23 protein-coding genes and 2 tRNA genes are annotated in these 22021 nt (G+C 66.0%); 18 read left to right on the forward strand and 7 right to left on the reverse strand.

The features are described from left to right. The first annotated feature begins 112 nt into the window (after nucleotides 1-112). The 4 genes from G6N67_RS14655 to G6N67_RS14670 all read left to right on the forward strand — a co-directional run bounded on the left by G6N67_RS14655 (nucleotide 113) and on the right by G6N67_RS14670 (nucleotide 4308). Nucleotides 113-204 (forward strand) — tRNA-Ser (locus G6N67_RS14655). Nucleotides 205-240: 36 nt separating this feature from the next. Beyond that, nucleotides 241-313, forward strand: a tRNA-Arg gene (locus tag G6N67_RS14660). Between the two features lie 501 nt (nucleotides 314-814). Further along, entirely contained in the window at nucleotides 815-3283 is a 2469-nt protein-coding gene (locus G6N67_RS14665) for a polymorphic toxin-type HINT domain-containing protein (protein ID WP_081812488.1), read from the forward strand. Between the two features lie 116 nt (nucleotides 3284-3399). Beyond that, complete coding sequence (locus G6N67_RS14670; protein ID WP_036431469.1) at nucleotides 3400-4308, forward strand: leucine-rich repeat domain-containing protein; 909 nt, start codon at nucleotides 3400-3402, stop codon at nucleotides 4306-4308. Between the two features lie 22 nt (nucleotides 4309-4330). Here the strand turns inward: G6N67_RS14670 and G6N67_RS14675 are convergent, their stop codons facing one another. After that, nucleotides 4331-4648, reverse strand: coding sequence for a hypothetical protein (locus G6N67_RS14675; protein ID WP_163642042.1), 318 nt, complete (start codon nucleotides 4646-4648; stop codon nucleotides 4331-4333). Between G6N67_RS14675 and G6N67_RS14680 the strand changes: the two genes are divergently transcribed. After that, nucleotides 4638-5096 carry a DUF4265 domain-containing protein gene (locus tag G6N67_RS14680; protein ID WP_036431470.1) on the forward strand — a complete coding sequence of 153 codons (459 nt, stop codon included), beginning with the start codon at nucleotides 4638-4640 and terminating at the stop codon, nucleotides 5094-5096. The genes G6N67_RS14675 and G6N67_RS14680 overlap by 11 nt on opposite strands. Nucleotides 5097-5497: 401 nt before the next feature. Here G6N67_RS14680 and G6N67_RS14685 read toward each other — a convergent pair whose 3' ends face one another. Next, a complete protein-coding gene (locus G6N67_RS14685) occupies nucleotides 5498-5851 on the reverse strand; it encodes a hypothetical protein (RefSeq protein ID WP_036431471.1) in 354 nt (117 codons plus the stop codon). 15 nt (nucleotides 5852-5866) lie between these two features. Continuing rightward, on the reverse strand, nucleotides 5867-6484 hold the full coding sequence (locus G6N67_RS14690) for a TetR/AcrR family transcriptional regulator (RefSeq protein ID WP_036431473.1): 618 nt from the start codon (nucleotides 6482-6484) through the stop codon (nucleotides 5867-5869). Between the two features lie 54 nt (nucleotides 6485-6538). Here G6N67_RS14690 and G6N67_RS14695 point away from each other — a divergent pair, with 54 nt between their 5' ends. Genes G6N67_RS14695 through G6N67_RS14715 form a run of 5 tightly spaced genes read left to right on the forward strand, consistent with a single transcriptional unit; the run spans nucleotide 6539 to nucleotide 10630 of the window. Next, nucleotides 6539-7450, forward strand: a complete 912-nt coding sequence (locus G6N67_RS14695) for an AurF N-oxygenase family protein (protein ID WP_051578641.1) — start codon at nucleotides 6539-6541, stop codon at nucleotides 7448-7450. After that, nucleotides 7447-8247, forward strand: a complete 801-nt coding sequence (locus tag G6N67_RS14700) for a DUF4873 domain-containing protein (RefSeq protein WP_036431475.1) — start codon at nucleotides 7447-7449, stop codon at nucleotides 8245-8247. The genes G6N67_RS14695 and G6N67_RS14700 overlap by 4 nt, the downstream gene beginning before the upstream one ends. Nucleotides 8248-8255: 8 nt before the next feature. Then, nucleotides 8256-9701, forward strand: a complete 1446-nt coding sequence (locus G6N67_RS14705; RefSeq protein WP_081812490.1) for an FAD-dependent oxidoreductase — start codon at nucleotides 8256-8258, stop codon at nucleotides 9699-9701. 9 nt (nucleotides 9702-9710) lie between these two features. After that, nucleotides 9711-10220 (forward strand): metallophosphoesterase family protein, encoded by a 510-nt coding sequence (locus tag G6N67_RS14710; protein WP_036431477.1) that lies wholly within the window; start codon nucleotides 9711-9713, stop codon nucleotides 10218-10220. Next, nucleotides 10217-10630 (forward strand): MmcQ/YjbR family DNA-binding protein, encoded by a 414-nt coding sequence (locus tag G6N67_RS14715; RefSeq protein WP_036431478.1) that lies wholly within the window; start codon nucleotides 10217-10219, stop codon nucleotides 10628-10630. Before G6N67_RS14710 ends, G6N67_RS14715 begins: the two co-directional genes overlap by 4 nt. On the opposite strand, the gene G6N67_RS14720 is transcribed toward G6N67_RS14715, so the two are convergent. Then, complete coding sequence (locus G6N67_RS14720) at nucleotides 10627-10965, reverse strand: winged helix-turn-helix transcriptional regulator (RefSeq protein ID WP_036431479.1); 339 nt, start codon at nucleotides 10963-10965, stop codon at nucleotides 10627-10629. The two genes, G6N67_RS14715 and G6N67_RS14720, sit on opposite strands and share 4 nt — an antisense overlap. A gap of 103 nt (nucleotides 10966-11068) precedes the next feature. On the opposite strand from G6N67_RS14720, the gene G6N67_RS14725 reads away from it, so the two are divergent. The 6 genes from G6N67_RS14725 (at nucleotide 11069) to G6N67_RS14750 (ending at nucleotide 18138) form a co-directional block, all read left to right on the forward strand. Continuing rightward, nucleotides 11069-11941, forward strand: coding sequence for an NAD(P)-dependent oxidoreductase (locus G6N67_RS14725; RefSeq protein ID WP_081812491.1), 873 nt, complete (start codon nucleotides 11069-11071; stop codon nucleotides 11939-11941). Further along, on the forward strand, nucleotides 11938-12792 hold the full coding sequence (locus G6N67_RS14730; RefSeq protein ID WP_036431480.1) for an NAD(P)-dependent oxidoreductase: 855 nt from the start codon (nucleotides 11938-11940) through the stop codon (nucleotides 12790-12792). Before G6N67_RS14725 ends, G6N67_RS14730 begins: the two co-directional genes overlap by 4 nt. 16 nt (nucleotides 12793-12808) lie before the next feature. Beyond that, nucleotides 12809-14686, forward strand: a complete 1878-nt coding sequence (locus G6N67_RS14735; protein ID WP_036431482.1) for an alkyl/aryl-sulfatase — start codon at nucleotides 12809-12811, stop codon at nucleotides 14684-14686. 87 nt (nucleotides 14687-14773) lie between these two features. Beyond that, the gene (locus G6N67_RS14740; protein WP_036431483.1) at nucleotides 14774-15919 is read left to right on the forward strand and encodes a TIGR03364 family FAD-dependent oxidoreductase; all 1146 of its coding nucleotides are present in this window, start codon (nucleotides 14774-14776) and stop codon (nucleotides 15917-15919) included. Nucleotides 15920-15945: 26 nt separating this feature from the next. Beyond that, nucleotides 15946-16644, forward strand: coding sequence for a phosphonatase-like hydrolase (locus G6N67_RS14745; RefSeq protein WP_036431484.1), 699 nt, complete (start codon nucleotides 15946-15948; stop codon nucleotides 16642-16644). Nucleotides 16645-16818: 174 nt separating this feature from the next. After that, nucleotides 16819-18138 (forward strand): MFS transporter, encoded by a 1320-nt coding sequence (locus tag G6N67_RS14750; protein ID WP_036431485.1) that lies wholly within the window; start codon nucleotides 16819-16821, stop codon nucleotides 18136-18138. 63 nt (nucleotides 18139-18201) lie between these two features. On the opposite strand, the gene G6N67_RS14755 is transcribed toward G6N67_RS14750, so the two are convergent. Both G6N67_RS14755 and G6N67_RS14760 read right to left on the reverse strand, forming a co-directional pair. Then, the gene (locus tag G6N67_RS14755) at nucleotides 18202-18942 is read right to left on the reverse strand and encodes a GntR family transcriptional regulator (protein ID WP_036435220.1); all 741 of its coding nucleotides are present in this window, start codon (nucleotides 18940-18942) and stop codon (nucleotides 18202-18204) included. Nucleotides 18943-19009: 67 nt separating this feature from the next. Beyond that, the gene (locus tag G6N67_RS14760) at nucleotides 19010-19765 is read right to left on the reverse strand and encodes an SDR family NAD(P)-dependent oxidoreductase (RefSeq protein ID WP_036431487.1); all 756 of its coding nucleotides are present in this window, start codon (nucleotides 19763-19765) and stop codon (nucleotides 19010-19012) included. A 48-nt stretch (nucleotides 19766-19813) separates the two neighbouring features. Here G6N67_RS14760 and G6N67_RS14765 point away from each other — a divergent pair, with 48 nt between their 5' ends. Continuing rightward, complete coding sequence (locus tag G6N67_RS14765; RefSeq protein ID WP_051578903.1) at nucleotides 19814-20461, forward strand: histidine phosphatase family protein; 648 nt, start codon at nucleotides 19814-19816, stop codon at nucleotides 20459-20461. 2 nt (nucleotides 20462-20463) lie between these two features. Beyond that, a complete protein-coding gene (locus tag G6N67_RS14770) occupies nucleotides 20464-21486 on the forward strand; it encodes a phosphotransferase family protein (RefSeq protein ID WP_110798391.1) in 1023 nt (340 codons plus the stop codon). Between the two features lie 3 nt (nucleotides 21487-21489). Here G6N67_RS14770 and G6N67_RS14775 read toward each other — a convergent pair whose 3' ends face one another. Beyond that, nucleotides 21490-21903 carry a LapA family protein gene (locus G6N67_RS14775; protein WP_036431490.1) on the reverse strand — a complete coding sequence of 138 codons (414 nt, stop codon included), beginning with the start codon at nucleotides 21901-21903 and terminating at the stop codon, nucleotides 21490-21492. Nucleotides 21904-22021 lie beyond the last annotated feature (118 nt).

Consider the following 22021-nt stretch of genomic DNA (forward strand, 5'->3'; position numbering starts at 1 on the left):
CCGCCGGTTATCCGCTTTGCTTCCAGCGGCCGAGCATGTGTAGGCTGTGCCCTCGGCGGTTCCGGGGACCAATCTGATCGACAGGTGGGGTCCGGTACCCTCAAGAAGTTCAGGAGGCGTGCCAGAGCGGCCGAATGGGACTCACTGCTAATGAGTTGTCCCCCTTACAGGGGACCGGAGGTTCAAATCCTCTCGCCTCCGCCAGGCTGACACGTCAGCTGTACAACTGAATACGCGAAAGCGCCCGTAGCTCAACGGATAGAGCATCTGACTACGGATCAGAAGGTTAGGGGTTCGAATCCCTTCGGGCGCGCAACATGTTGCAGGTCGGCCCCCCTCGTGGGGGCCGATTTCGTTTTCGAGGCGAATCGCGCTTCACCTTTGATCAGCACATCTGTCTAAAGTCTGCGTAGACATCAGACCCGACGTGGGTTCACCGCTGACGTTGTGATGCCAAGCCCCTTGGCACCCTCGCCGATGAGGCCGTGACAGATTCCCGGTAAGCGGGAGTGAGCAAATTCACTATGCCGGGACTCGGGGACTATGCGCAAGGGTCACGCGTTAGCTGCATGGCTGCTCAGAGACATCTACGCATTCTTTGCTATTACTGAAGCAAATGAGTCACAGACGCATTGCCGTATAAGGCATATATGCCGGTAGTTGACGTATTTTCCTGTTGCCAAATAGCGTGCTGAGCTACCTCACAGTCCTTGCTGAAGGGCTCTTCGTTGTTCGCTGATCGGGGGATCACGTGCGGGATAGTCGTGGCTTAGGGGCGTATTCAGGCAACTTTCTGTGCGACAGGCGGCAAAGCTTGTGGGCGGGGTGGCCGGCCCGCTGGCTCGCCGTGTTGTGCGCATTCGCGGTCACGGTAGCCGGGCTGCACCTGGTCACCGGTTCTGCGCGGCAGGGCGATCGCGAAATCGCGACGATCGCAGCCACGACGGTCGAGGGGTTCGCGGAGGCCGCTGGTGCTGCGTTCACTGATTCCGCGGTCGGTTCCGACCCTTCGCTGACTGCTGAGCAGCGTCGTGCGGGATTACCGGCTGATCCGGTGGCCGGCTTGACCTCGCAGACTCCGGTCGGCCTGGTTCAGGTGGTGTTGCCCGGCGGGCTCGGGGCGGCTCAACACACGTCGGGTGGTCAGGTCGTCTACCCGGATGCGGGTGCGGGGTTTGACTTGTTGGCGGAGAACACCGCGACCGGTACCCGCACGGTGGCCAAGGTCGACGGTCCGGGTGGGGTGCGGATGGTCACCACCTTTGTGCGGACCCCGGCCGATACGGTGATGCTGGCCCACACCAATGGCTATCTCACGATCAACAAGGCGACTCCGGCCGCCGAGACGATCGGCATGTTCTCCCCGGCCGAAACCCGCGACGCCACAGGAAAACTGGTCCCGAGCTCCTATGTCGTCAAACAGATCGCGCCGCAACTGTATGCGTTGGCCGAGGTGTTCGACCCTCAACCAGGCACGACCTGGCCGGTCTATGTCGACCCGCCCCTGCACCTGACCGGGCCGTTGCCGCAAGGGTTCTTCGACTCGGTCACCAACGCGGTCAGCTCCGTCGCCGACACGGTGACTTCGGCGGCCTCGACCGCGGTGTCGGCCACCGTCTCCGGCGCCAAAGCCGTCGGCACGTTTGTCAAGGAGAACCCGCTGGAATCGGCCATGCTGGTCGGCGGGGTCGCTCTTGCGTTGACCGGGGTCGGTGGGCCCGCCAGTGCCGCGATGATCGCCTCGGCCACCGTGAATCTGGCCAGCGCCACGGTGGATATCGCCGCCGCGGCGATGCCCGACAACCAGACTCTCGGGATCGCGTCGGACGTGCTGGGGGCCGCGTCGATGGTGACCCCGCAAGGTGCGGCGAAAAAGGTTGTCAAAGAGGGCGCCGAGCTGGCCGCCCAACAACTCGCCAAACACGCCGACGACGTCGTCGATGTCGCCAAAGCCGTACCCACCCCACCGAGCCAACTCGTCGACGAGGTCGCGGCCACCGCAGCCGCGAAAGCGCCTGTTACCCCCGGGGTTTCCCCGAAAGCCCCGAACGCACCGCCGGCCAAGGGTCCCGAGTTGCCGTGTGCGGGGCAGTCTTTCAGTCCTGACACCGCGGTGATGCTCGCAGACGGCAGCAGTCGGCCGATCGCTCAACTGGGTGTGGGTGATCTGGTGTGGTCCACCGACCCCACTTCGGGTCAGTCCGGGCCGCAGCTGGTGCAGGCGGTGTTGGTCAACCATGACACCGACCTGCTCGACCTCACCATCACCAACGCGGCTGGTGAGTCCTCGGTCATCAACACCACCAGCGGGCACCCCTTCTACAGCACCACCCGAGCACACGAGTCGACCCGGGGTCTTGCGGCCTCCACATCGACCGCGGCGTACGGGCCTGGTTGGACCGATGCCAGGAATCTGACCTCGGGCGACGGGCTCTACACCCCCAACAACGTTGCCGCGCAGGTCAAATCGACCACTCCGGTGGCCGGTGTCGCCGACATGTGGGATCTCACGATCGAGAACACCCACACCTTCTACATCACCACCCCCACCGCATCGGTTCTCGTCCACAACTGTCCAGCCGGCCCCGACCTGCCAGTTCCCGACGCCGCTCAGCCGAAACCCGCCACCGACGGCAAGGACATCACACCGAAAGTCAAGGATCACGTCACCGCGGACCGGGTATCGAAGAGCCCTGACGGCAACCTGCGCTGCGAAAACCCGCACTGCGCCGAGCGGGTCTTCCGGCAAGAAGGCAGAACGCGTAAAGGCGACAAGATCCCGCCGAACCGTGCCCAATTCGACCACGACACCCAACCCAAATCGCAGGGCGGCACCGGCGGTGCAAACGGCGAAGACACCAAGATTCTGTGCGCCCGATGCAATGGCCCCGCAGGCAAGGGCGATAAGTCGGCGGAGGAATGGGCGGCGGTCCAAGAAGATGTGGGCCGAGATTCGAAACGGATCATCCAGGAATTCGTTCGGCAGCACGGCCAGCCGCCGGACGGCGTGATCCGTACACCGAATCTGCGCCCACAGGCCACTGTGCGCAACGATGAAGCCCAGTCCACGACCCAAGCCAGCGCGGCCCAGCGCCGCGACACTGCGATCGGACAGGCACGGGAAGCCAATAACGCACCGTCGCAGGGCAACACGGGATCTGCCGGAACGAAGTCCAAAGACGGTGGGAAAAAGAAGAGCGAGAAGAAAAAGTCTGACAAGAAGAAAGACAAGACCAAAAAGAAGAACAAGAAGAGTAAGCAAAACCACAAAAAGCCTAAATAGACGAGGGTTGGCGAGCCGCGGCGTTGTTGACGTCGCCGCCCTGGCTATTCCCGACTTGCCAAACAGGCCGCGGTTCGCTTTGGATTGCATTTGACGGAAAGAGAGGGGTATTTCTGGTGACCAGCACCACTCCAGGCAGGGCCGAAGGCTACCGCGACGTCGCCTCGCCGCTGACCGCTGAGATGCTCGCGCCGCTGCCGCCAGCCTCGCCCGGTATTGCGATCGACGAGCCGCTGACCGACGGCGATTACCAGACCGTCGCGGAATTCCTCACCGCCTATCCCGACAAGAAACTCTACGTATCGCAGCTTCAAACGCCCGAGTGGAGTTCCCGTCCGTTCGTCGAACATCCGATCACTGATCTGAAATTTCTGCGTTTTTTCCCGAGCCTGCAACGATTCGCTTGCAATCTGTTCTATCTGGAATCTCTTGACGGCCTGCAACATTTGAACGCCTGCGTACAGTTGCGGATCTTCAAAAGCCCGGCGCGGCTGTCGGCTGCGCCGATCGGGGACCTCACCGGACTTGATTACCTAATGCTCGATGGCCAGATCCGTGACCTCGACACCCTCAAAACGCTCCCGAACCTGACCACCTTGAGTCTGGGATACGCCCGCAAACTCCCAGGCCTGGACTTCCTGCCGGCCGGTCTGCGCACCTTCTATATGAACCGCGGCAGCATCACCGACATCAGCGCCCTCGCCGATACCCACTTGGAGAAACTGTCATTCTTCAAAGTCGGCGCGCTCTCCAATCTCACTCCCATCTCGCACGTTACGAGCCTGCGGAACCTGCAGCTGTATCACCTCCGCGAAGTCACCGACCTACCCGACATGAGCGCACTAACCAATCTCACCGACCTCATCATCGACGACCTCAAAAACCTTTCCGACACCCGACCAGTCCTCACCGCACCTAACCTGACCAACCTCTCAGTCACCAACCTGCCCAGCATCAACCCCCAAGCCTGGGAACACACCTGGAAAACCTGGCTCCAACAAGGCCGACCACCCTTCTGGGAGTAAGGGGCAACCCCGCACCACCCGCTCAACCGCCAAACACCGCATGAGGTTCGACTTTGACCGCCGTTTTGCGAGTTGTTTGATCACGAATTCCGGAGAATCCGCTCAGCAGGCCGATGCGCAACACGGCGGCGGTTCCGGGTCCGGTGGGCGGTCCTCCGACAGAAAGAAAGACGATAAGAAGGACAGAAAGAGCAAGCAGAATCACCCCAAACCAAAAGGAAAGTAGTGCGCAGAGTTTGCGCGGGGATGGAAAATTGATCTCAATGGCTCGTGAACGCATCGGCACCCTTGAACCTCCTGCTGACACACGTCCACCGGATGCCTTGCCGATGAGGTTCAAGGTCGACACCGACGACAATCACTCCTGGCCGCCCGCCAACTCGGAGACACTCTGGGTAATGCCCGAGCCGCAGGCCCGAACGTACCGCATACTCAGTATCCCCGTTCTGGCCAACGGAATCGCGATTGATGACACCGTCTTCGGTGAGGTTGAGCCGAACGGCGACCTCACGTTCGACCGCAAGTACATCTCCGGCGGACACTCCACCATCCGGATCTTCATCGACCACCAGGCCGACGAAAATACCCTCACTGAACGCATCACCGCCATCGTCAGCGAGATAGAGGACGCCGGCTGCACCGTCCGGCGAACTCGATGGGATCTCATCCTCGCCGTCGACATTCCCACCCTCGACGCTTACGAACATGTCTACGACGATTGCCTCATCCCCCGGGGTGAAGCCGGCGATCTCAGCGTCGAATCAGCGTGCATGACCTTCGATACCTAACAAGCTAGCCGGAAACCTCGCTCCAACAAGGCCAAGCCGCTATCCGGGGATAGCGCGATATCCGTTCGGGAGTGCCCGGTCCAAACGGTTCCGACATCGGCAAACAGACCACCGTCACGAAGGGGGCGCCAGCGGTGTCCAGCGAGCATTCCGACCAGAAGGCCGGCTACCGCGATCATCTACGTCTACGGCCCCGACGCCGAAACACTTTGGCAAGCAATCGAACCAAAGGTGCGGGCGTTGGAACCCGCCCTCACGACTGTGACCATCCGCCCTTGACATCCTCCGCGGCAACTCGCCGCGATGTCCGCAGCCAATCGCAAATGTGAACGCCAGCGATCAGAACTGGAGCCGGCCCGCCCTCGCGGACTAATAGCATTCGGGCGCGCGGCTCTGACGCCTCACACCCACAACACCGCGACACCCGCGGCCAAAAGCGGAAGCACGCCGGCGGCGACGAACAGCCCGACCGGAGCGGCGCCCGTGCGCTTCTGGCGCGCGCTCGCGATGCCAAGCACGGCGCCGAGGGCGATCAGGATCACGAGCTTCACAGCGATCTTGGGGTAGTTGAGTTCGATGCCTGGCGGCCACGGCGCCGCGAGCGCCAGTCCGGTCACCAACGAGAGCGTGATGCCGTAGTGCATGACGCGCGTCACCTGAATCCGTCGGGCCGCCGCCTCGGCCACCCATGCGCCCACCATCAACGCGAAACCGATGAGGTGGAGATAAACAACTACATGCCGTAGTAGATCCATGGCCGGAGTGTACGGCTACGGCTGGATGACGGCAGCTTCCGCACTCATCGAGCGCAGCACCGGCAGCAGGAAGGTCCGCGCGTAATCCTCGGGCCCGCTCGGGGAGTCGATGTTCAGCACGCCGCCGGGAATCAGGATCAACGAGTGAATGGCCCGGGACAGGTACTCCGCGAAAGGCGCCCGGGCGGCCGCGGGAAGGTCGTCTTGATTGAAGGTCGAGTCGACGAATCCGCGGGCGAGGTTGAGGGCCAGGCTGTCCTCGGCGATCAGGTACGGCAGCAGGATCTCCGGGTTGACGCGCAACACCGTGGTCAGCGCCGGATGGTGCCGCAGCAGCCGGTAGGCCTGCGCGAAGCCGTGCACCAGTCGATCGTCGGCGTCGTGGTACTGGTCGACGACCTGCTGGATGCCCGCGAAGTAGCGCGCGAGCTCGCTCTGCACCAAGGCGCTGATCAGGGCGTCGCGGCCCTTGAAATACAGGTACAGCGTGGCGCGGCCGATCTTGGCTTGCCGCGCGATCTCCTCCATCGAGAACTTGCGCAACCCCGTGATGGCGGCCAGTTGCAACGCGCCGTCGAGGATCCGTTCGCGCGTGGCGGCGGAGTCGGCGCTGGTCGCGGGCCGTCGTTTCACGGATTCGATTCTATTCATAGACACAAAGACAAGAACTGTCTAATCTTCCAAGACATGACAGTGACGTCCAACATTCCGGGCCACGAAGCCCAGCGGCAGGAGATGGCGGACCGGCTGATCGGCGGCTCGATGCGGCGGTCCTACAACTCGGAAATCGATATCGACTGGGATGCACCCCAGGATCCCGACCTGTTCTATCTGCCCCCTGAGGGCGTGTCGCTGTACGGCACCCCGTTGTGGGAGCAGATGACGCATGCCGAACGCGTGGAGTTGTCCCGGCAGGAGGCGGCCAATCTGCTCACGCGTGGCGTGTGGTTCGAGAACACGCTTAATCAGGGCCTGCTGCGGGCGATGCTGTACCAGGATCCGACGTCGCGCAACGTGCACTACGCGCTGACCGAGATCGGTGACGAGACCCGGCACATGATCATGTTCGGGCGCACCATCAGCGCCATCGGGGCGCGGCCCTACCGGTTGTCGAAACTGCAGGCGTGGAGCGTCCAGCGGCTGCCGTCGCTGTACAAGGGCCTGTTGCTGTGGGGCGCGGCGCTGTGCGGTGAGGAGCTGCTCGACGATCTGCAGCGGCGGTTCGCGCACCACCCGCAGCTGCAGCCGATCATGGCGCAGGTGTTCCGCATCCACATCGCCGAGGAGGCCCGCCACATCCGCTACGCGCGTGAGGGCGTGCTCCGGCGGCTGCAGCACTCGACATGGCTGGAACGGCGGCTTGCCAAGGATCTCAACGGGATTGCGGCGTTCGTGATCCGCCGGCTGATGTACGACAAGGAGGTGTATCGCCGCTGCGGACTTGACGTCAAAGAGGCGATGCGCCAGGCGCGGGCCAACCAGCAGGTCGGGGCCATCCGGCAGGAGTCCTTCCGCAGCCTGTACCAGTTCATGGAGGACAACGGGCTGATGAGCCGGGTTTCGCGTCGCTTCTGGCGCTACTACGGATTCCTGGAGTGACGCGCGCAGTCGACGTCGTCGTATCGGGTTCGGCAGCACCGGGTTTGGTTGCGCAACTGAGAGATGACCTCACGCTCGGTGTTGTGGTGCTCGATGCGGTTGACACCGCGGTGTTCGACGGCGCCACCGACCGATGGGTCGTCGGAGAGCTTGCGGCGCGAGTGCTGATCGACACTGCGGTGGAGACCGGCACTCGGAGGGGGCTGCTTGCCGACGACGACGTCCGCGCGGGTATGCGTCCGTACCTGGCCGGCGCCAGGCACGGTTTCCCCAACCACTTCACCGTGACCGACGACGAGGCCGCACGCTACGTCGCGCAGTGCCTCGGCGCCCTGTGGCGGCGCGGCTGCACTCGCATCGAGGTCAAGCCGCATGTGCAGGCGCAGTACAGTCGCGGCGTCGACCGGGTCCGCCGGAAAGACCGTCGCACAGCGAAACTCGCGGACTTCGAGTTCACCACGTCGCACGACCGCGAGGAGGACGACGAGGACTACCAGGGCCCCGCAGTGCTGATCGGGGCAGACGGCACCGAGATCGACGTCGATGTGCATCTACTGGCCCTGTACCAACCGGTCGACAACGCAGTGCGCTGGTCGGGGCGCGTCCAGCCGTCGGCAGCGCTGGCCGATCTGCACCGCGGGCTCAATCAGCCCGTGCACATCCGCGTCGGCGGCAGGCCGGCCGTACCCGCAGTCCTGGTCGACAACGACCCGTGGGGCGGTTCGCACATCACGGGTGCCGGCCAGTCGCCGTACCCGCTGCCGCTGCTCGCCGAACTCGCCCGGCTCGACGGATAGGACGCTTCGTGGCGTACGTCATCACACAAAACTGTTGCAGCGACGCATCATGCGTCGTGGTGTGCCCGGTGGGCTGCATCCACCCGACCCCGGACGAACCGGGCTTCGGCACCGCCGAACTGCTCCACATCGATCCACAGACTTGTGTCGACTGCGGAGCCTGCGCCGACGCGTGCCCCGTCGACGCCATCCTGCCGGGCGACAAGCTCTCGGTCGACGACGAGTGGTACGCGGGGTTCAACGCCGGCTATTACCAGGACAATCCGACCGCTCCCGAGTGGTACCGGCGCACCCCGCCGCAGGTCGCGCGGGTCAGCGCCGACGGTCTACGCGTCGCGATCGTGGGATCCGGCGCGGCAGGCTTCTACGCTGCGACGGCATTGCTGCGCCATCCCGGCGTGCGTGTCGACATGTACGAAAAGCTCTCCGCGCCATACGGGTTGATTCGCTACGGGGTCGCTCCGGACCATCCGCACACCAAGGCCGTCACCGACCAGTTCCGGTGGCCGCCAGGGCAGCAGAAGCGTTTCACGCTGCATCTGGGTGTCGAGATCGGGCAGGACATCACCCACGACGAGTTGTTGCGCGATCACCACGCGGTGATCTACGCCTACGGTGCCGCCGGTGAACGCCACCTCGGCATCGCGGGGGAGAACCTGCCGGGCGTTGTAGGAGCGCTGTCGTTCGTCGGCTGGTACAACGGGCATCCCGACCACGCGGCACTGGCACCCGACCTCAGCGGTCAGCGCGCCGTCGTGATCGGCACCGGCAACGTCGCGTTGGACCTCGCCCGGATCCTGACCGCGGATCCGGATGCGTTGGCGGGCACCGACATCGCCGCCGCAGCGCTCGCCTCGTTGCGACGCAGCCGGATCGAGGAAGTCGTGGTCCTGGGGCGTCGCGGCGCCGAGCACGCGGCGTTCACCACCCCCGAGCTGTATGCGCTGAGCCGCGCCGCGGGCGTCGACGTGATCGTCGACCCCGACGACGTCCCCGCCGGGACGGGCCGCAAGCTCGATCTGTTGCGTGAGATCGCCGCCCGGCCGGCCACCGCGGGCAACAAGCGGATCGTTTTGCGGTTCAACACCTCTCCGGTGGAAATTCTGGGAGATCACGCCGTCACCGGAGTGCGGTGCAGTGACGGCCGGATCGTGCAGACCGGGCTGGTGCTGCGCTCGATCGGATTTCGCGGCCATGCGATCGCCGGTGTGCCGTTCGATGACGACACCGGGACCATCCCGGCCGTGGCGGGCCGGGTGGCCGACGGGGTCTACGCGACCGGGTGGATCAAGCGTGGTCCCACCGGTGGGATAGGCACCAACCGCACGTGTGCCGAGGAGACCGTGACTACGCTGCTGGCCGACTACGAGGCGAGCAGGCTCACGGCGCCTCAGCGTCCCCGCGCGGTGAATCGCCGCCTGCGGTTGTGGCCGGTTGGGTCGCGGGGCGCTTAACGTTGGGGCGTGCACCTGCTGCTGATCGCCGATACGCATGTGCCCAAGCGGGCGCGGGATCTGCCCCCGCCGGTCTGGGATGAGGTCGACCGCGCCGACGTCGTGATCCACGCCGGGGACTGGGTCGAGCCGGCGCTGCTCGACGCGCTGAGCGGGCGCGCACGCAGGCTCATCGGCTGCTGGGGCAACAACGACGGGGCCGAACTGCGTCGTCGCCTGCCCGAGCAGGCGCACGTGACATTGGAGGGTTTGCGCTTCACGGTCGTGCACGAGACCGGGGCCGCCACGGGCCGCGAGGCCCGCATGGCCAGGGACTATCCCGACACTGATGTGCTGGTGTTCGGGCATAGCCACATCCCGTGGGATACCACCGCGAAAACTGGTCTACGTCTGCTCAATCCGGGCTCGCCGACCGACCGGCGGCGGCAACCGCACTGCACGTTCATGACGGCGACGGTCAGCCGCGGTGTGTTGCACGACGTCACGCTGCATCCGCTGCACCGCGGCACACAGCCATGACGCCGCGGCGCGCCACGGTGGCCGACGTACACGCGATCGCCGCGGCCATGCCGCACGTGAAACGTGTTGAGGGGCCCAAGGGCAACCCGATCTACCAGGTGGGCGGAAAGTCGTTCGTGTTCTTCCGCACGCCGCAACCCGACGCCGTGGATCCCGAAACCGGGGAGCGGTATCCCGACGTGATCATGATCTGGGTCGAGTCGGAGAGCGACAAGCTCGCGCTGGTGCAGGATCCGTCGTCGCCGTTCTTCACGACCGACCGCTTCGACGGGCATCTGTCAGTTCTGGTGCGGGGCAGTGAGATCGGCGCGATCAGCCGTACCGAACTGACCGAGTTGATCCAGGATGCGTGGCTGTCCAGGGCTTCGGCACGGCGGGCCGAGCGGTGGCTCGCCGAGCACGGCGGCTAGCCCGCCTCGGCGGCACAGATCAGTTCGATGTGCTTGGTGGCCCAAATGCCCAACGGCTCAAGCGATTCGAGGAGCTCTTCGCCTGCGGGCGTCATCGAGTACTCGACGCGCGGTGGCACCTCGTGGTAGCTCTCCCGATGCACCACGCCGTGCCGCTGCAGCTCCTTGAGGTGTTGCGTGAGCATCTTCTGTGACACCCCGGGCAGGCTGCGGTGCAGCGCGTTGAACCGTTTCGGCCCGCCCTGCAACTCCCACAGGATCAGTGGCTTCCACTTCCCGTCCACCACGGCGAACGCTGCATCCAGGCCGCAGGTGAATTTACCCAACTGACTCATCTCGCCATCCCCGCAGTTCATGCCCAACAGTTACGAAAAGGTAAGTATCGCACTTTAAAGTGGGTACTTGTCGAAAACTCCGCATCACCCCAACGATGATGACATGACAAATCCGCAACTGACAGTCGGCTTTCTCGGAACCGGGGAGATGGGTTCGGCGCTGGTCCGCAGCGTGCTCGGTGCCGGCCATCGCGCCGTGATCTGGAACCGCAACGCGCACAAGGCCGAGGCGCTGGCCGGGGCCGGCGCGACCGTGGCGGCCACCGCGGGCGAGGCGCTGGACGCCGACCTGATCGTGGTATGCCTGTTCGACCACAAGTCCGTGCACGCCGTGCTCGATCCACTCGCCGAGCGACTCGCGGGCCGGCGAGTGCTGAACCTGACCACCACATCGGCCGAGGGCGCACGCGAACTCGCACGCTGGGCGGCAGGCGCGGGCGTCGACTATCTCGACGGCGGCATCATGGCCACGCCCGCGATGATCGGCAACCCCGGCTCGTCACTGCTCTACAGCGGGTCGCGAGCGCTGTTCGACGACCATCGTGAACTGCTCGAAACCTGGGGAACCGCGGAGTATTTCGGCGACGATGCCGGGTTGGCCTCACTGTACGACCTGGCGTTGCTCTCGGCCATGTACGTGATGTTCGCTGGCTTCTTCCACGGTGCCGCGATGGTCGGCACCGTCGGTGTCCCGGCCAAGGAATTCGCGGTGCGGGCCAGGGCGTTTCTCGGGGCCGTGCTGGAAGCGGTCGAGGAGTTCGCCGGCGTGGTCGACGGTGGTGACTACGGTGTGCCCGGGCAGCAGAGCCTGTTGTTCTCCGACGTCTCGGACATCGTCGAGACCAGCCGGGGACAGGGCATCAGCACCGAGGTCATCGACGTGGTTCAGCGGCTGATCCAGCGTCAGATTGCCGCGGGACACGGCGAAGACGGTTTCGCGCGCATCATCGAGAGCATCAAGAGGCCGGCCGCATGAGTGTCTCCGTTCTCGGGCTCGGGCCGATGGGTCAGGCGCTGACCCGCGCGCTGCTCAACGCGAATCATCGCACCACGGTGTGGAACCGGACCGCCGCCAAGGCCGACGACGTCGTGGCGCGCGGTGCGGTCTGGGCGGACGATCCTGCGTCCGCGATTGCCGCTGGCGACCTCACGCTGGTCAACGTGGTCGATCAGCAGGCCGTGGATGCGGTGCTGACCGCGGCAGGCGATGCCGTCGCAGGCCGGGTGATCATCGGCCTGAGCGCCGGCACACCCGACGCGGCGCGCCGCACCGCCTCGTTCGTGACGGGGGCGGGCGGGGCGTATCTCGACGGCGCCATCATGACACCGACCGACACCATCGGAACCGCCAGTGCCAGTGTGCTTTTCTCGGGCCCTCGTGAGCTGTTCGACGATCACCGCGAGGTCTTGTCTGCCCTCGGGACACTCACGTGGCTCGGTGAGGATGTGGGTCGGGCGGAAGCATTCGACGTCGCGCTGCTCGATCTGTTCTGGACGTCGGTGAGCGGATTCGTGCACGCCTTGTCGATCGCGAAAGCCAACGGCGTCAGCGCGGTGGAGCTGTTGCCGCATGCCAACGGCATCAGCGAGATCCTCCCGGCGATCTTCACCGAGATCGCCGAGCGGGTCGAGTCCGGCCGGCACGACGACGCGAGTGCGCCCGTGTCGTCGGTCGCGGCATCACTGCGCAATCTGATCTCCGCGGCGCGATCGGCGGGGATCGATGCCGGCGCGCTGGAAACCTTCCGGGACTACGTCGATGCCGCGGTGGCCGCGGGTCACGGCGACGCGGAGATCAGCAGGATCACCCCACTCGGAATCGGATAGTGGCAATGTCGCAGGCATGGAACAGAAGCCGCCCGCCGCCGTCATCGTCTCCGCCCATCGCGACCACCTCGACACCCTGCCGTTCGACGACACGCGAGATTTCACCGCCGCCGATCGCGGATTCATCGCCGCGCTGGAGCCCGGTGTCGTCAAGGCCGCCGACGGGCGGGTGGTCTGGGACAACGACTCGTATGGTTTCCTGACCGGCGAGGCGCCCGAGACGGTGCACCCGAGCCTGTGGCGGCAGTCGCAACTGTGCGCCAGGCAGGGCCTCTACGAGGTGGTCGAGGGCATCTATCAGGTGCGCGGCCTGGACCTGTCGAACATCAGCTTCATCGAGGGCGATACCGGGATCATCGTCATCGACCCGTTGATCTCGACCGAGACGGCCGCCGCGGCCCTGGAGCTGTATCGCGCGCACCGCGGCGACCGTCCGGTCGTCGCGGTGATCTACACCCACAGTCACGCCGACCATTTCGGCGGTGTGCTCGGTGTGACGAATCAAGCCGATGTCGACGCGGGCAAGGTCGTGATCATCGCGCCGGAACATTTCACCGAACATGCCGTGCAGGAAAACGTCTATGCGGGCACCGCGATGGCGCGCCGGGCCGGCTACATGTATGGCGCTGCACTGGCCCGTAACCCGCAGGGGCAGGTCGGTTGTGGGCTGGGGCAGGTCGGGTCGACCGGCGAGGTGGCGTTGATCGTCCCGACCCTCGACATCCGCGAAACGGGCGAGACCCACACCATCGACGGTGTCGAGATCGAGTTCCAGATGGCGCCCGGCACCGAGGCCCCGGCCGAGATGCATTTCTACTTCCCGAAGTTCCGGGCACTCTGCATGGCCGAGAACGCCACGCACAACCTGCACAACCTGCTGACGCTGCGCGGCGCACTGGTGCGTGATCCACACGGTTGGGCGGGTTACCTGACCGAGGCCATCGACACGTTCGCGGATCGCGCGGAGGTGGTGTTCGCGTCGCACCACTGGCCCACGTGGGGCCGGGACGAGATCGTGGAATTTCTGTCGCTGCAACGCGATCTGTACGCCTACCTGCACGACCAGACGTTGCGCCAGCTCAATCAGGGCTACACCGGAGTCGAGATCGCCGAGACCTTCCAGCTGCCGCCGGCCCTGGCGCGGGCCTGGCACACGCACGGCTACTACGGTTCGGTGAGCCACAACGTCAAGGCGATCTACCAGCGCTACATGGGCTGGTTCGACGGTAACCCGGCGCGGCTGTGGCCGCACCCGCCCGAGGCGCTCGGACCCCGCTACGTCGAGGCCATGGGCGGCGCCGACCGGGTGGTCGAGCTTGCCCAACGGGCTTTCGAGTCAGGAGATTTCCGGTGGGCGGCAACACTTCTCGATCACGTGATCTTCACCGACGAGAACCACGCGGCGGCCCGTGAACTCTACGCCGACGTGCTCGAGCAGCTGGCCTATGGCGCGGAGAACGCGACGTGGCGCAATTTCTTCCTGTCCGGTGCCACCGAGCTGCGCGAGGGGAAGTTCGGCACGCCGACCACGTCGGCGTCGCCGTCGCTGCTCGGACAGCTCACGCCCGAGCAGATCTTCGACACCTTCGCGATCAACGTGAACGGCCCGCGCGCGTCGGATCTCGACCTCGCGATCGACGTCACGTTCGAGGACACAGGCGACAACTACCGGCTGACGTTGCGCAACGGCGTGCTGGTGTACCGCAAGGCACCGGCAGATCCGCAGACCGCGCAGACCGGTGTCCGGCTGGCGAACAAGCTCCGGTTGTTGGGGTTGGCGGCCGGTGACGCGGCCTCACCGGGGTTCGAGGTGACCGGTGATGCCGACGCCCTGCCCGCGCTGTTGAGCGCGCTGGACCGACCCGACCCGGGTTTCAGCATCATCACGCCGTAGGCGCACCTACCTAACGGGTAGGTAGACAAGTCGTGGAAGTTTCGAACTTGTATTGACAAGTTGCGTGATGTGCCCCACTGTATCCGCATGGGAATTCATCACAGCTACGACGTCGTGGTGGTCGGTGCGGGCATCGTCGGCCTGGCGCACGCCTATCACGCGCACCAGCGGGGCCTCACGGTCGCGGTGGTCGACCACGCCGACGGAGTAGTCGGGGCGTCGGTCCAGAACTTCGGCCACGCCTGCATCACCGCGCAGTCCGGCGTTGCGCGCGACTACGCCCGCAACGGTCGGCAGCACTGGCTCGACCTGTCCCGGAAGGCAGGGTTCTGGTCGGCAGAGGCGGGTACCTTCTGCGTGGCGCGCCATGACGACGAGCTCGCTGTGATGCGGGAATTCGTCACCACCCGGGAAGACGGCGAGGTGCGGCTGCTGAGCCGCGAGCAGATCCTTGAGCAGATCCCGGTGGTGCCCGCGGGTGTCACCGGCGGCATGTACCTGCCGAACGACCTGCAGGTCGACCCGCGCACGGCCGCCCCGTCGATCGCGCGCTGGCTCGCGAGCGAAGGCGTCGACTTCCATTGGCGCACCGCGGCGTCCGGGTTCGAGCCCGGAGTCGTGCACACGTCGCGCGGCCCGCTTCGGGCTACCACGACGTTCGTCACGGTCAACTACGACGTCGACCGGCTGTTCCCGGGCCTGGCCGAACGCGACGGCCTGCTGCGGTGCCGGCTGCACATGCTGCGGGCCCGGCTACCGCTGGCCTTCGCGCTGCCCGCGCCGCTGTTCACCGGCTGGTCGCTGCTGCGGTACTCGGGATTCGAGGGGCTCCCGAGTGTCCAGGCGGTGGCCGACCGGTTGCGGGCCGACCATCCCGACTACGTCGCGATCGACCTGCACCAGATGTACACCCCGCAGCCCGACGGTTCGGTGCTGATCGGCGACACGCACTACCGCGACGTCTCCGCACCGCCGTTCCAATCCGAGGAGGGTTTCGCGGTCCTGCTCGAAGAGGCGCGGAAACTGTTCGGCGTCAAGGAGATCGAGGTCAGTGAGCGCTGGCAGGGCGTGTACTCGTCGGCGCCGGGGCAGGAATTCCTGATCGAGGAGCCCATCGAGGGCACCCACGTCGTCACCGTCACCACCGGCATCGGCATGACCACCAGCATGGGCCTCGCCCTCGACAGCGTCGAGAACGCCCTGTCCCGCGACAGCGTCGTCGCGCACGCCTGAACCAGCTACTCCGAAGGGATGAACCAATGAGCACCAACACAACTGACGCCATCAGCCTCGTCGTGTTCGACATGGCCGGAACCACCGTGGAGGACACGGGTCTGGTGAAGCAGTCGTTTCTCGCGGCCGACAACCATGCGGGCCTGTCCAAGACCGACGCCGACCGCGAGGAGATGCTGCGCTACGTCTCCGACACCATGGGACAGTCGAAGATCGTTGTGTTCCGCCACCTCGCCAAGGGCAACGAGGAGCAAGCCCAGGCCGCCAACAAGGAATTCGAACGCACCTACGCCCAGCTGGTCGCCGACGGGAACTGCAGCCCGATCCCCGGGGCCGAAGATGTCATTACATCTTTGCGCTCGAACGGCATCAAGACCGCGCTGACCACGGGCTTCGCGAAAGAAACCCAGTCGGCCATCATCGACGCGCTCGGCTGGCAGAGTCTCGCCGACGTGGTGCTGTGCCCCTCGCCGGGCGTGCGCGGCAGGCCCTACCCCGACATGCCGTTGACGGCGCTCATGCAGACCGAAACCGACTCGGTGCGATCGATGATCGTGCTCGGTGACACGTCTTCGGACGTCATCAGCGGGCTGCGCGCGGGTGCGCGGGCCTCGATCGGTGTACTGACCGGCGCGCACAACCGGGCCCAGCTGTCCGAAGCCGGAGCCACGCACATCCTCGACAGCGTCGCCGACCTACCGACCTTGGTGGCGGCCCTGCGGTAGGCCCGGAAACCGTCTGCTCGCGGCGGTCGGTCGCAGGCCCCGCCTCCCGACCGCCGCACCGCCTCTCCACCCGTTCTCGTCCGAGAAACCTGAACCTGACGTTCGGCCACTCACTCGGCCATCTGCCCCGGCCCGTCAGCACACCGTCTGCACAGCCCATCAGAGGTGCATCTCATGATCACGACGTCCACCGACCCGACGACCGTGCCGCGCTACCAGCGCTGGCGGATCCAGATCTTCGCCGTCACGTGGATCGCCTACGCCGGCTTCTATTTCACCCGACAAGCCTTTTCGGTCGCCAAGCTCGGCATCCTCGAAGACCCCATCCTGAGCACGACCCTGACCAAGAGCACGCTGGCCAACCTCGATGCCGCCTACCTCGCGGCGTACGCGGCCGGGCAGTTCGTGTGGGGTCAGGTCTCCGACCGCTTCGGGCCCCGCATCGTCATCCTCGGTGGTCTCGCCATCTCGGCCGTCGCAACCCTGTTCATGGGTCTGTTGCCCGCGCTGGTGTTCCTGCTGCCGCTGATGATCGTGCAGGGTCTCGCGCAGTCCACCGGCTGGTCCGGAACCCTGGCCAACATGGCCCAGTTCTTCTCGATCGGAGAACGTGGCCGCGTGCTCGGGCTGTGGAGCACCAACTACGCCTTCGGCGGTCTGGTGGCCGCGCCCGTGCTGGGCTGGTTCGCCTATGACATCTTCGGCTCGTGGCGTGCCGCGTTTTTCACCGGTGCGGCCATCGTGGTCGGGGTGTTCGTGCTGGTGCTGCTGTTCCAGCGCAACAAGCCCGAGGATGTCGGGCTGCCGCCGATCGAGGAATTCCATTCCAAGGAAGACATCGCAGAACTCGACGACTCACCCGACGCCGAGGCCGTCGCCGAGCCGACCCCGTCGTGGCGCGAGTCGCTGGCCGTGGTGCTGCGCGATCGCATGGTGAGAACCCTTGGCGCGTCGTACTTCCTTCTCAAGCCCGCCCGCTACGCGATCCTGCTGTGGGGCCCGGTCATCGTCGCGGAGCGGCTGGCCGACGGCGACAAGTTCCAGGCCGTGACGGTTCCGGTGGCGTTCGGTATCGCGGGCGTCATCGCCCCGATCCTGCTGGGCCGGATCTCCGACCGCGTGTTCAAGGCCCGCCGCGTCCCCGCATGTGTGCTGAGCCTGGCGATCCTGGTGGCCGTGCTCGCGCTGTTCGCGCCGCTGACCGCGACGGGCAACGTATGGATCATGGTGGGGGTACTCGGACTGATCGGTCTGAGCGTTTACGGCGCCGACGCGATGATCTCGTGCGTCGCCGCAGTCGATTTCGGTACCTCCAAGCATGCGGGCACTGCGGCCGGCCTGATCAACTGCTGCGGCTCGGTCGGGGCGATCCTCGGCGGCCTGCTGCCTGGTTACCTGAGCACGTCGACGCTGTTCTATGGTTTCGCCGTCGCCGCGTTCCTCGCGATGCTGCTGCTCATCCCGCACTGGAACCGGATGCCTGCCGCCGACTGACGCCTCACCACCCCTGCGCGAGCAGGCACAAAGTCGCACTCTCCCGAATAGGAGAGTGCGACTTCATGTCTGGCCGGCGGAGGAAAACTTGGTGCGGGCGTTGACGATGCTGAAGGTGACCATGTCCGGCCGATAGCGGTCGTCGGCGCATTCGAACACCACGCCGTGTTGATCGCGCGAGATGCGGCGCTCCCGCAGCAGCGGGCTGCCGGGCGCGATCCCGAGGTTCTCGGCGTCGTCCGGGCCGGCCGCGACGGCGTCGAGCACGTGTTCCATCGAGTCGAAGAACACTCCGCGGCTCGCGAGGTAGTCGGTCATCGAGCCGGAATCGGTGTCGAACTCGAACAGCAGAGAACCCACGGACTCGATGAACGTGCTGCGCTCGAGCATTGCCGGCTCACCGTCGAGCAGGCGCACCCGCAGCACCTCGACCACGAAGTCGTCGGCCGTCAAACCCAGTGCCTCGATGGCGGTTTCGGAGGCACGGCGCCTCGCGACCTCGATGGTGCGGTTGCCTGCGGTGCGCCCGACGCGTTCGGCCCACTGCGTGAACGGCGTGAAGGTGTCCAGGGTCTGCGTGGCGTCGTGGCTGCGCACCACCGCGGGCTTGCCGCGAGAGACCCGGATCAGCCCTTCGTTCTTGAGCGTTGCCAGTGCCTGCCGCACCGGCCCGCGGGACACCTCGAACTCCGCGCACAACGCGCTCTCGGTGGGCAACGCCTGACCGATCGCGTAGTCCCGGCGCCTGATGCGCTGGCGCAATTCGGCCGCGACGTGCTCATGGCGTGAACGGGGCCCCGCCATCCGCATCACCTTCCGGGTCAAGTTGTCATGACAAGTTAGCTATATCAGCTACATTACCGTGCCCCGTTCAGGGCAGGCCGCCGTCGGCGCGCAGGGTCGACCCCGTGGTGAAGCTCGCCGCATCTGACATCAAAAACAGTGCGGCGCCGACGATCTCCGCGGGATTGCCGGCCCGCTGCAACGCCAGGTGGCCGAACGGGTCTCCCGCCATGTCCCACGCTTTGCTGACATCCGTGAGGAACGGACCGGCCATCAGAGTGTTGACCCGTACGGTCGGGCCGAACGCCTTGGCCAGTCCCTCGGTCAGCGTGTTCAGGCCTGCCTTGGCCGCGGCGTAGGGCAGCATGTGCTGGTCGGGCCGCAACGAACCCGACGAGCTGACGTTGACGATCGCGCCTCCGCCTGCGGCAACCATGCGTTCCCCCACCAGGGCCGACAGCCGGAACGGGCCTTTGAGGTTGAGGTTGACCACCGCGTCGAACAGCTTCTCGGTGACCGTCGAGAGCGATTCATAAAGCGGCGACATGCCTGCGTTGTTGACCAGCACGTCGACCCGGCCGAACTCCTGGTAGGCGGCATCGACCAGCCCGTCGAGCTGATCCCAGCGCCCGACGTGCACCTGATAGGGGAACGCGTGGCGGCCCGTCGTCGCGGCGATCTCCTCGGCGGTGACGACGCAGGATTCCAGGTTGCGGCTCGCGATGATCACATCGGCCCCGCACTGCGCAGCCCCCATCGCGATCTCGCGGCCCAGGCCCCGGCTGCCGCCGGTCACCAGCACGACGCGGTCGGTGAGGTCGAACAACGTGTCGGCATAACCCATGTGCTGGCCCTCTCCGCCGCCGTGCCACTGCCGACCTATGGTGTCACGGTGCAATTGCTTCTGGTCCGACATGCGCTGCCGTTGCGCAGCGAACCCGGCCAAGGGTCCGATCCCGATCTGTCCGAGGTCGGTCTCGAACAGGCCAACCGGCTGCCCGCGGCCCTGGCCCGCTTCCCGGTCTCGCGGTTGGTGAGCAGCCCGCAACGACGCGCGGTGCAGACCGCGGGCCCGCTCGCGGAGAAGCTGGGGCTCACTGTCGACGTCGACGACCGCCTCGCCGAATACGACCGCGACATGTCGCACTACGTGCCGATCGAGGACATCGCCAAGGAGAACCCCGAGGAGCTGGCCCGGTTGGCCGGCGGCCACCTGCCGAGCGGCGTCGACGAGGACGCGTTCTCCGCCCGCATCGGCGCGGCCATCGAGGATCTGGTCGCGGCAAGCGATCACGACGAGACGGTCGCGGTGTTCAGCCACGGCGGCGTGATCAACGTGCTGCTGCACCAGATCCTGGGCACCGAGCGGTTGCTGTCGTTCCACGTCGACTACGCGTCGGTCACCCGGGTGCTGTCGTCGCGATCGGGCAAGCTCGCGGTCGCGTCGGTCAACGGCACCGAGCACGTGTGGGATCTGCTGCCGAGGAATAGTCCGATGAGCGCTCGCGCGAAGAGCAACGAGCACGGTGGTAAACAGTGACCGTGACATCTCTGGAAGGCCTCGACCTCACCGCCCTCGACCGGCATCTGCGTGCCGAGGGCATCGCCCGCTCCGGTGAGCTGCGCGCCGAACTGATCTCGGGCGGCCGTTCCAACCTCACCTTCCGGGTGTACGACGACGCGTCGAAGTGGGTGCTGCGCCGCCCGCCGCTGCACGGTCTCACGCCGTCGGCGCACGACATGGCCCGCGAGTACCGCGTCGTGGCCGCGCTGGCCGACACTCCGGTGCCTGTCGCGCGGGCCGTGACGATGAGCAACGACGACTCGGTGCTGGGCGCGCCGTTCCAGATGGTCGAGAACGTCGAGGGGCAGGTCGTCCGCAGCGCGGCAGAGCTCGCGGCGATGGGCGATGAAAGCGTGGTCAGCAGCAGCGTCGACGCCCTGATCAAGGTGTTGTCGGACCTGCACGCGGTGGATCCGGAGGCCGTGGGCCTCGGCGACTTCGGCAAGCCCGCAGGGTATCTGGAACGCCAGGTGCGGCGGTGGGGTTCGCAGTGGGATCTGGTCCGGCTGCCCAACGATCCCCGCGACGACGACGTCAAACGCCTGCACCAGGCGCTGGCCGAGGCGGTTCCCGCGCAGAGCCGCAACTCGATCGTGCACGGTGACTACCGCATCGACAACACGATCCTCGACGCGCAGGATCCGACCAAGGTGCTCGCGGTGCTGGACTGGGAGCTGTCGACGCTGGGCGACCCGCTCAGCGACGCCGCGCTGATGTGCGTGTACCGCGACCCGATGTTCAACCTGATCCTGAGCATGGAAGCCGCGTGGAGTTCACCGCTCATGCCGTCGGCCGACGAGCTGGCCAACCGGTATGCGGTGCAGTCCGGCCAGGAGCTCGCGCACTGGGACTTCTACATGGCACTGGCCTATTTCAAGGCGGCCATCATCGCCGCGGGCATCGACTTCCGGCACCGGCAGGGCTCGGCGGCCGAGGGCAGCTCGAGCGTCGGCGCTGCCGTGGCGCCGGCCATCGCGTCGGGTCTGAAGGCGCTGTCCTGAACCTCAGCCGCGCAGCGCGGCCTTCAGGTTCTTCTTCGCGGTCCGGCGCAGCTGGAAGATCCGGGCGGTGCCTGCCGCGACCGTGAGCAGTCCGCCGGCCACCGCGGCACCGAGGATCGCCACGCCCGTCGGCAGGGACCAGCGCCAGCCCAGGAAGGCCAGCGGCACCGGTTCGGTGTTCTGGGCGATGAAGATCAGCAGCACGATCAACACCAGGAAACCCATGATGAGCGCCGACCACAGCGCTCCGGCGCGGGTGAACTTGGAGGACTGGTCGACAGGGGGCTTGCCCTTGTCCGGCGTCTTCTTGTCCGGCTTGCCCACCTCGGGTGGTGTCTGCGCCTCCGGGATCAACTCCGGTGGGGTCGTGCCCGGCGTTGGCTCCGGCAAGTGGGGGGCCGGCTGATCGCTGGTCATGTTGACATCTTTGCCCGGATCGGCGGCAAAGCAAACCACCGTGAGGCAAAGCGCGGCGGCATGTCGGGTGTGCCGTTAGGGTCGAGAAGGGCCGCGATCCGGCTGATCGCCCGCCGAA

Origin of the sequence: Mycolicibacterium mageritense (assembly GCF_010727475.1) — a bacterium.
Taxonomy (GTDB): domain Bacteria; phylum Actinomycetota; class Actinomycetes; order Mycobacteriales; family Mycobacteriaceae; genus Mycobacterium; species Mycobacterium mageritense.

What these genes read in the sequence shown, in the direction of transcription:
- G6N67_RS14685 (WP_036431471.1), bottom strand. Translation starts at nt 5,851, where the DNA reads ATGGATCTACTACGGCATGTAGTTGTTTATCTCCACCTCATCGGTTTC.
- G6N67_RS14745 (WP_036431484.1), top strand. Translation starts at nt 15,946, where the DNA reads ATGAGCACCAACACAACTGACGCCATCAGCCTCGTCGTGTTCGACATG.
- G6N67_RS14715 (WP_036431478.1), top strand. Translation starts at nt 10,217, where the DNA reads ATGACGCCGCGGCGCGCCACGGTGGCCGACGTACACGCGATCGCCGCG.
- G6N67_RS14730 (WP_036431480.1), top strand. Translation starts at nt 11,938, where the DNA reads ATGAGTGTCTCCGTTCTCGGGCTCGGGCCGATGGGTCAGGCGCTGACC.
- G6N67_RS14740 (WP_036431483.1), top strand. Translation starts at nt 14,774, where the DNA reads ATGGGAATTCATCACAGCTACGACGTCGTGGTGGTCGGTGCGGGCATC.
- G6N67_RS14720 (WP_036431479.1), bottom strand. Translation starts at nt 10,965, where the DNA reads ATGAGTCAGTTGGGTAAATTCACCTGCGGCCTGGATGCAGCGTTCGCC.
- G6N67_RS14750 (WP_036431485.1), top strand. Translation starts at nt 16,819, where the DNA reads ATGATCACGACGTCCACCGACCCGACGACCGTGCCGCGCTACCAGCGC.
- G6N67_RS14735 (WP_036431482.1), top strand. Translation starts at nt 12,809, where the DNA reads ATGGAACAGAAGCCGCCCGCCGCCGTCATCGTCTCCGCCCATCGCGAC.
- G6N67_RS14725 (WP_081812491.1), top strand. Translation starts at nt 11,069, where the DNA reads ATGACAAATCCGCAACTGACAGTCGGCTTTCTCGGAACCGGGGAGATG.
- G6N67_RS14755 (WP_036435220.1), bottom strand. Translation starts at nt 18,942, where the DNA reads ATGGCGGGGCCCCGTTCACGCCATGAGCACGTCGCGGCCGAATTGCGC.
- G6N67_RS14680 (WP_036431470.1), top strand. Translation starts at nt 4,638, where the DNA reads ATGAGGTTCAAGGTCGACACCGACGACAATCACTCCTGGCCGCCCGCC.
- G6N67_RS14775 (WP_036431490.1), bottom strand. Translation starts at nt 21,903, where the DNA reads ATGACCAGCGATCAGCCGGCCCCCCACTTGCCGGAGCCAACGCCGGGC.
- G6N67_RS14760 (WP_036431487.1), bottom strand. Translation starts at nt 19,765, where the DNA reads ATGGGTTATGCCGACACGTTGTTCGACCTCACCGACCGCGTCGTGCTG.
- G6N67_RS14695 (WP_051578641.1), top strand. Translation starts at nt 6,539, where the DNA reads ATGACAGTGACGTCCAACATTCCGGGCCACGAAGCCCAGCGGCAGGAG.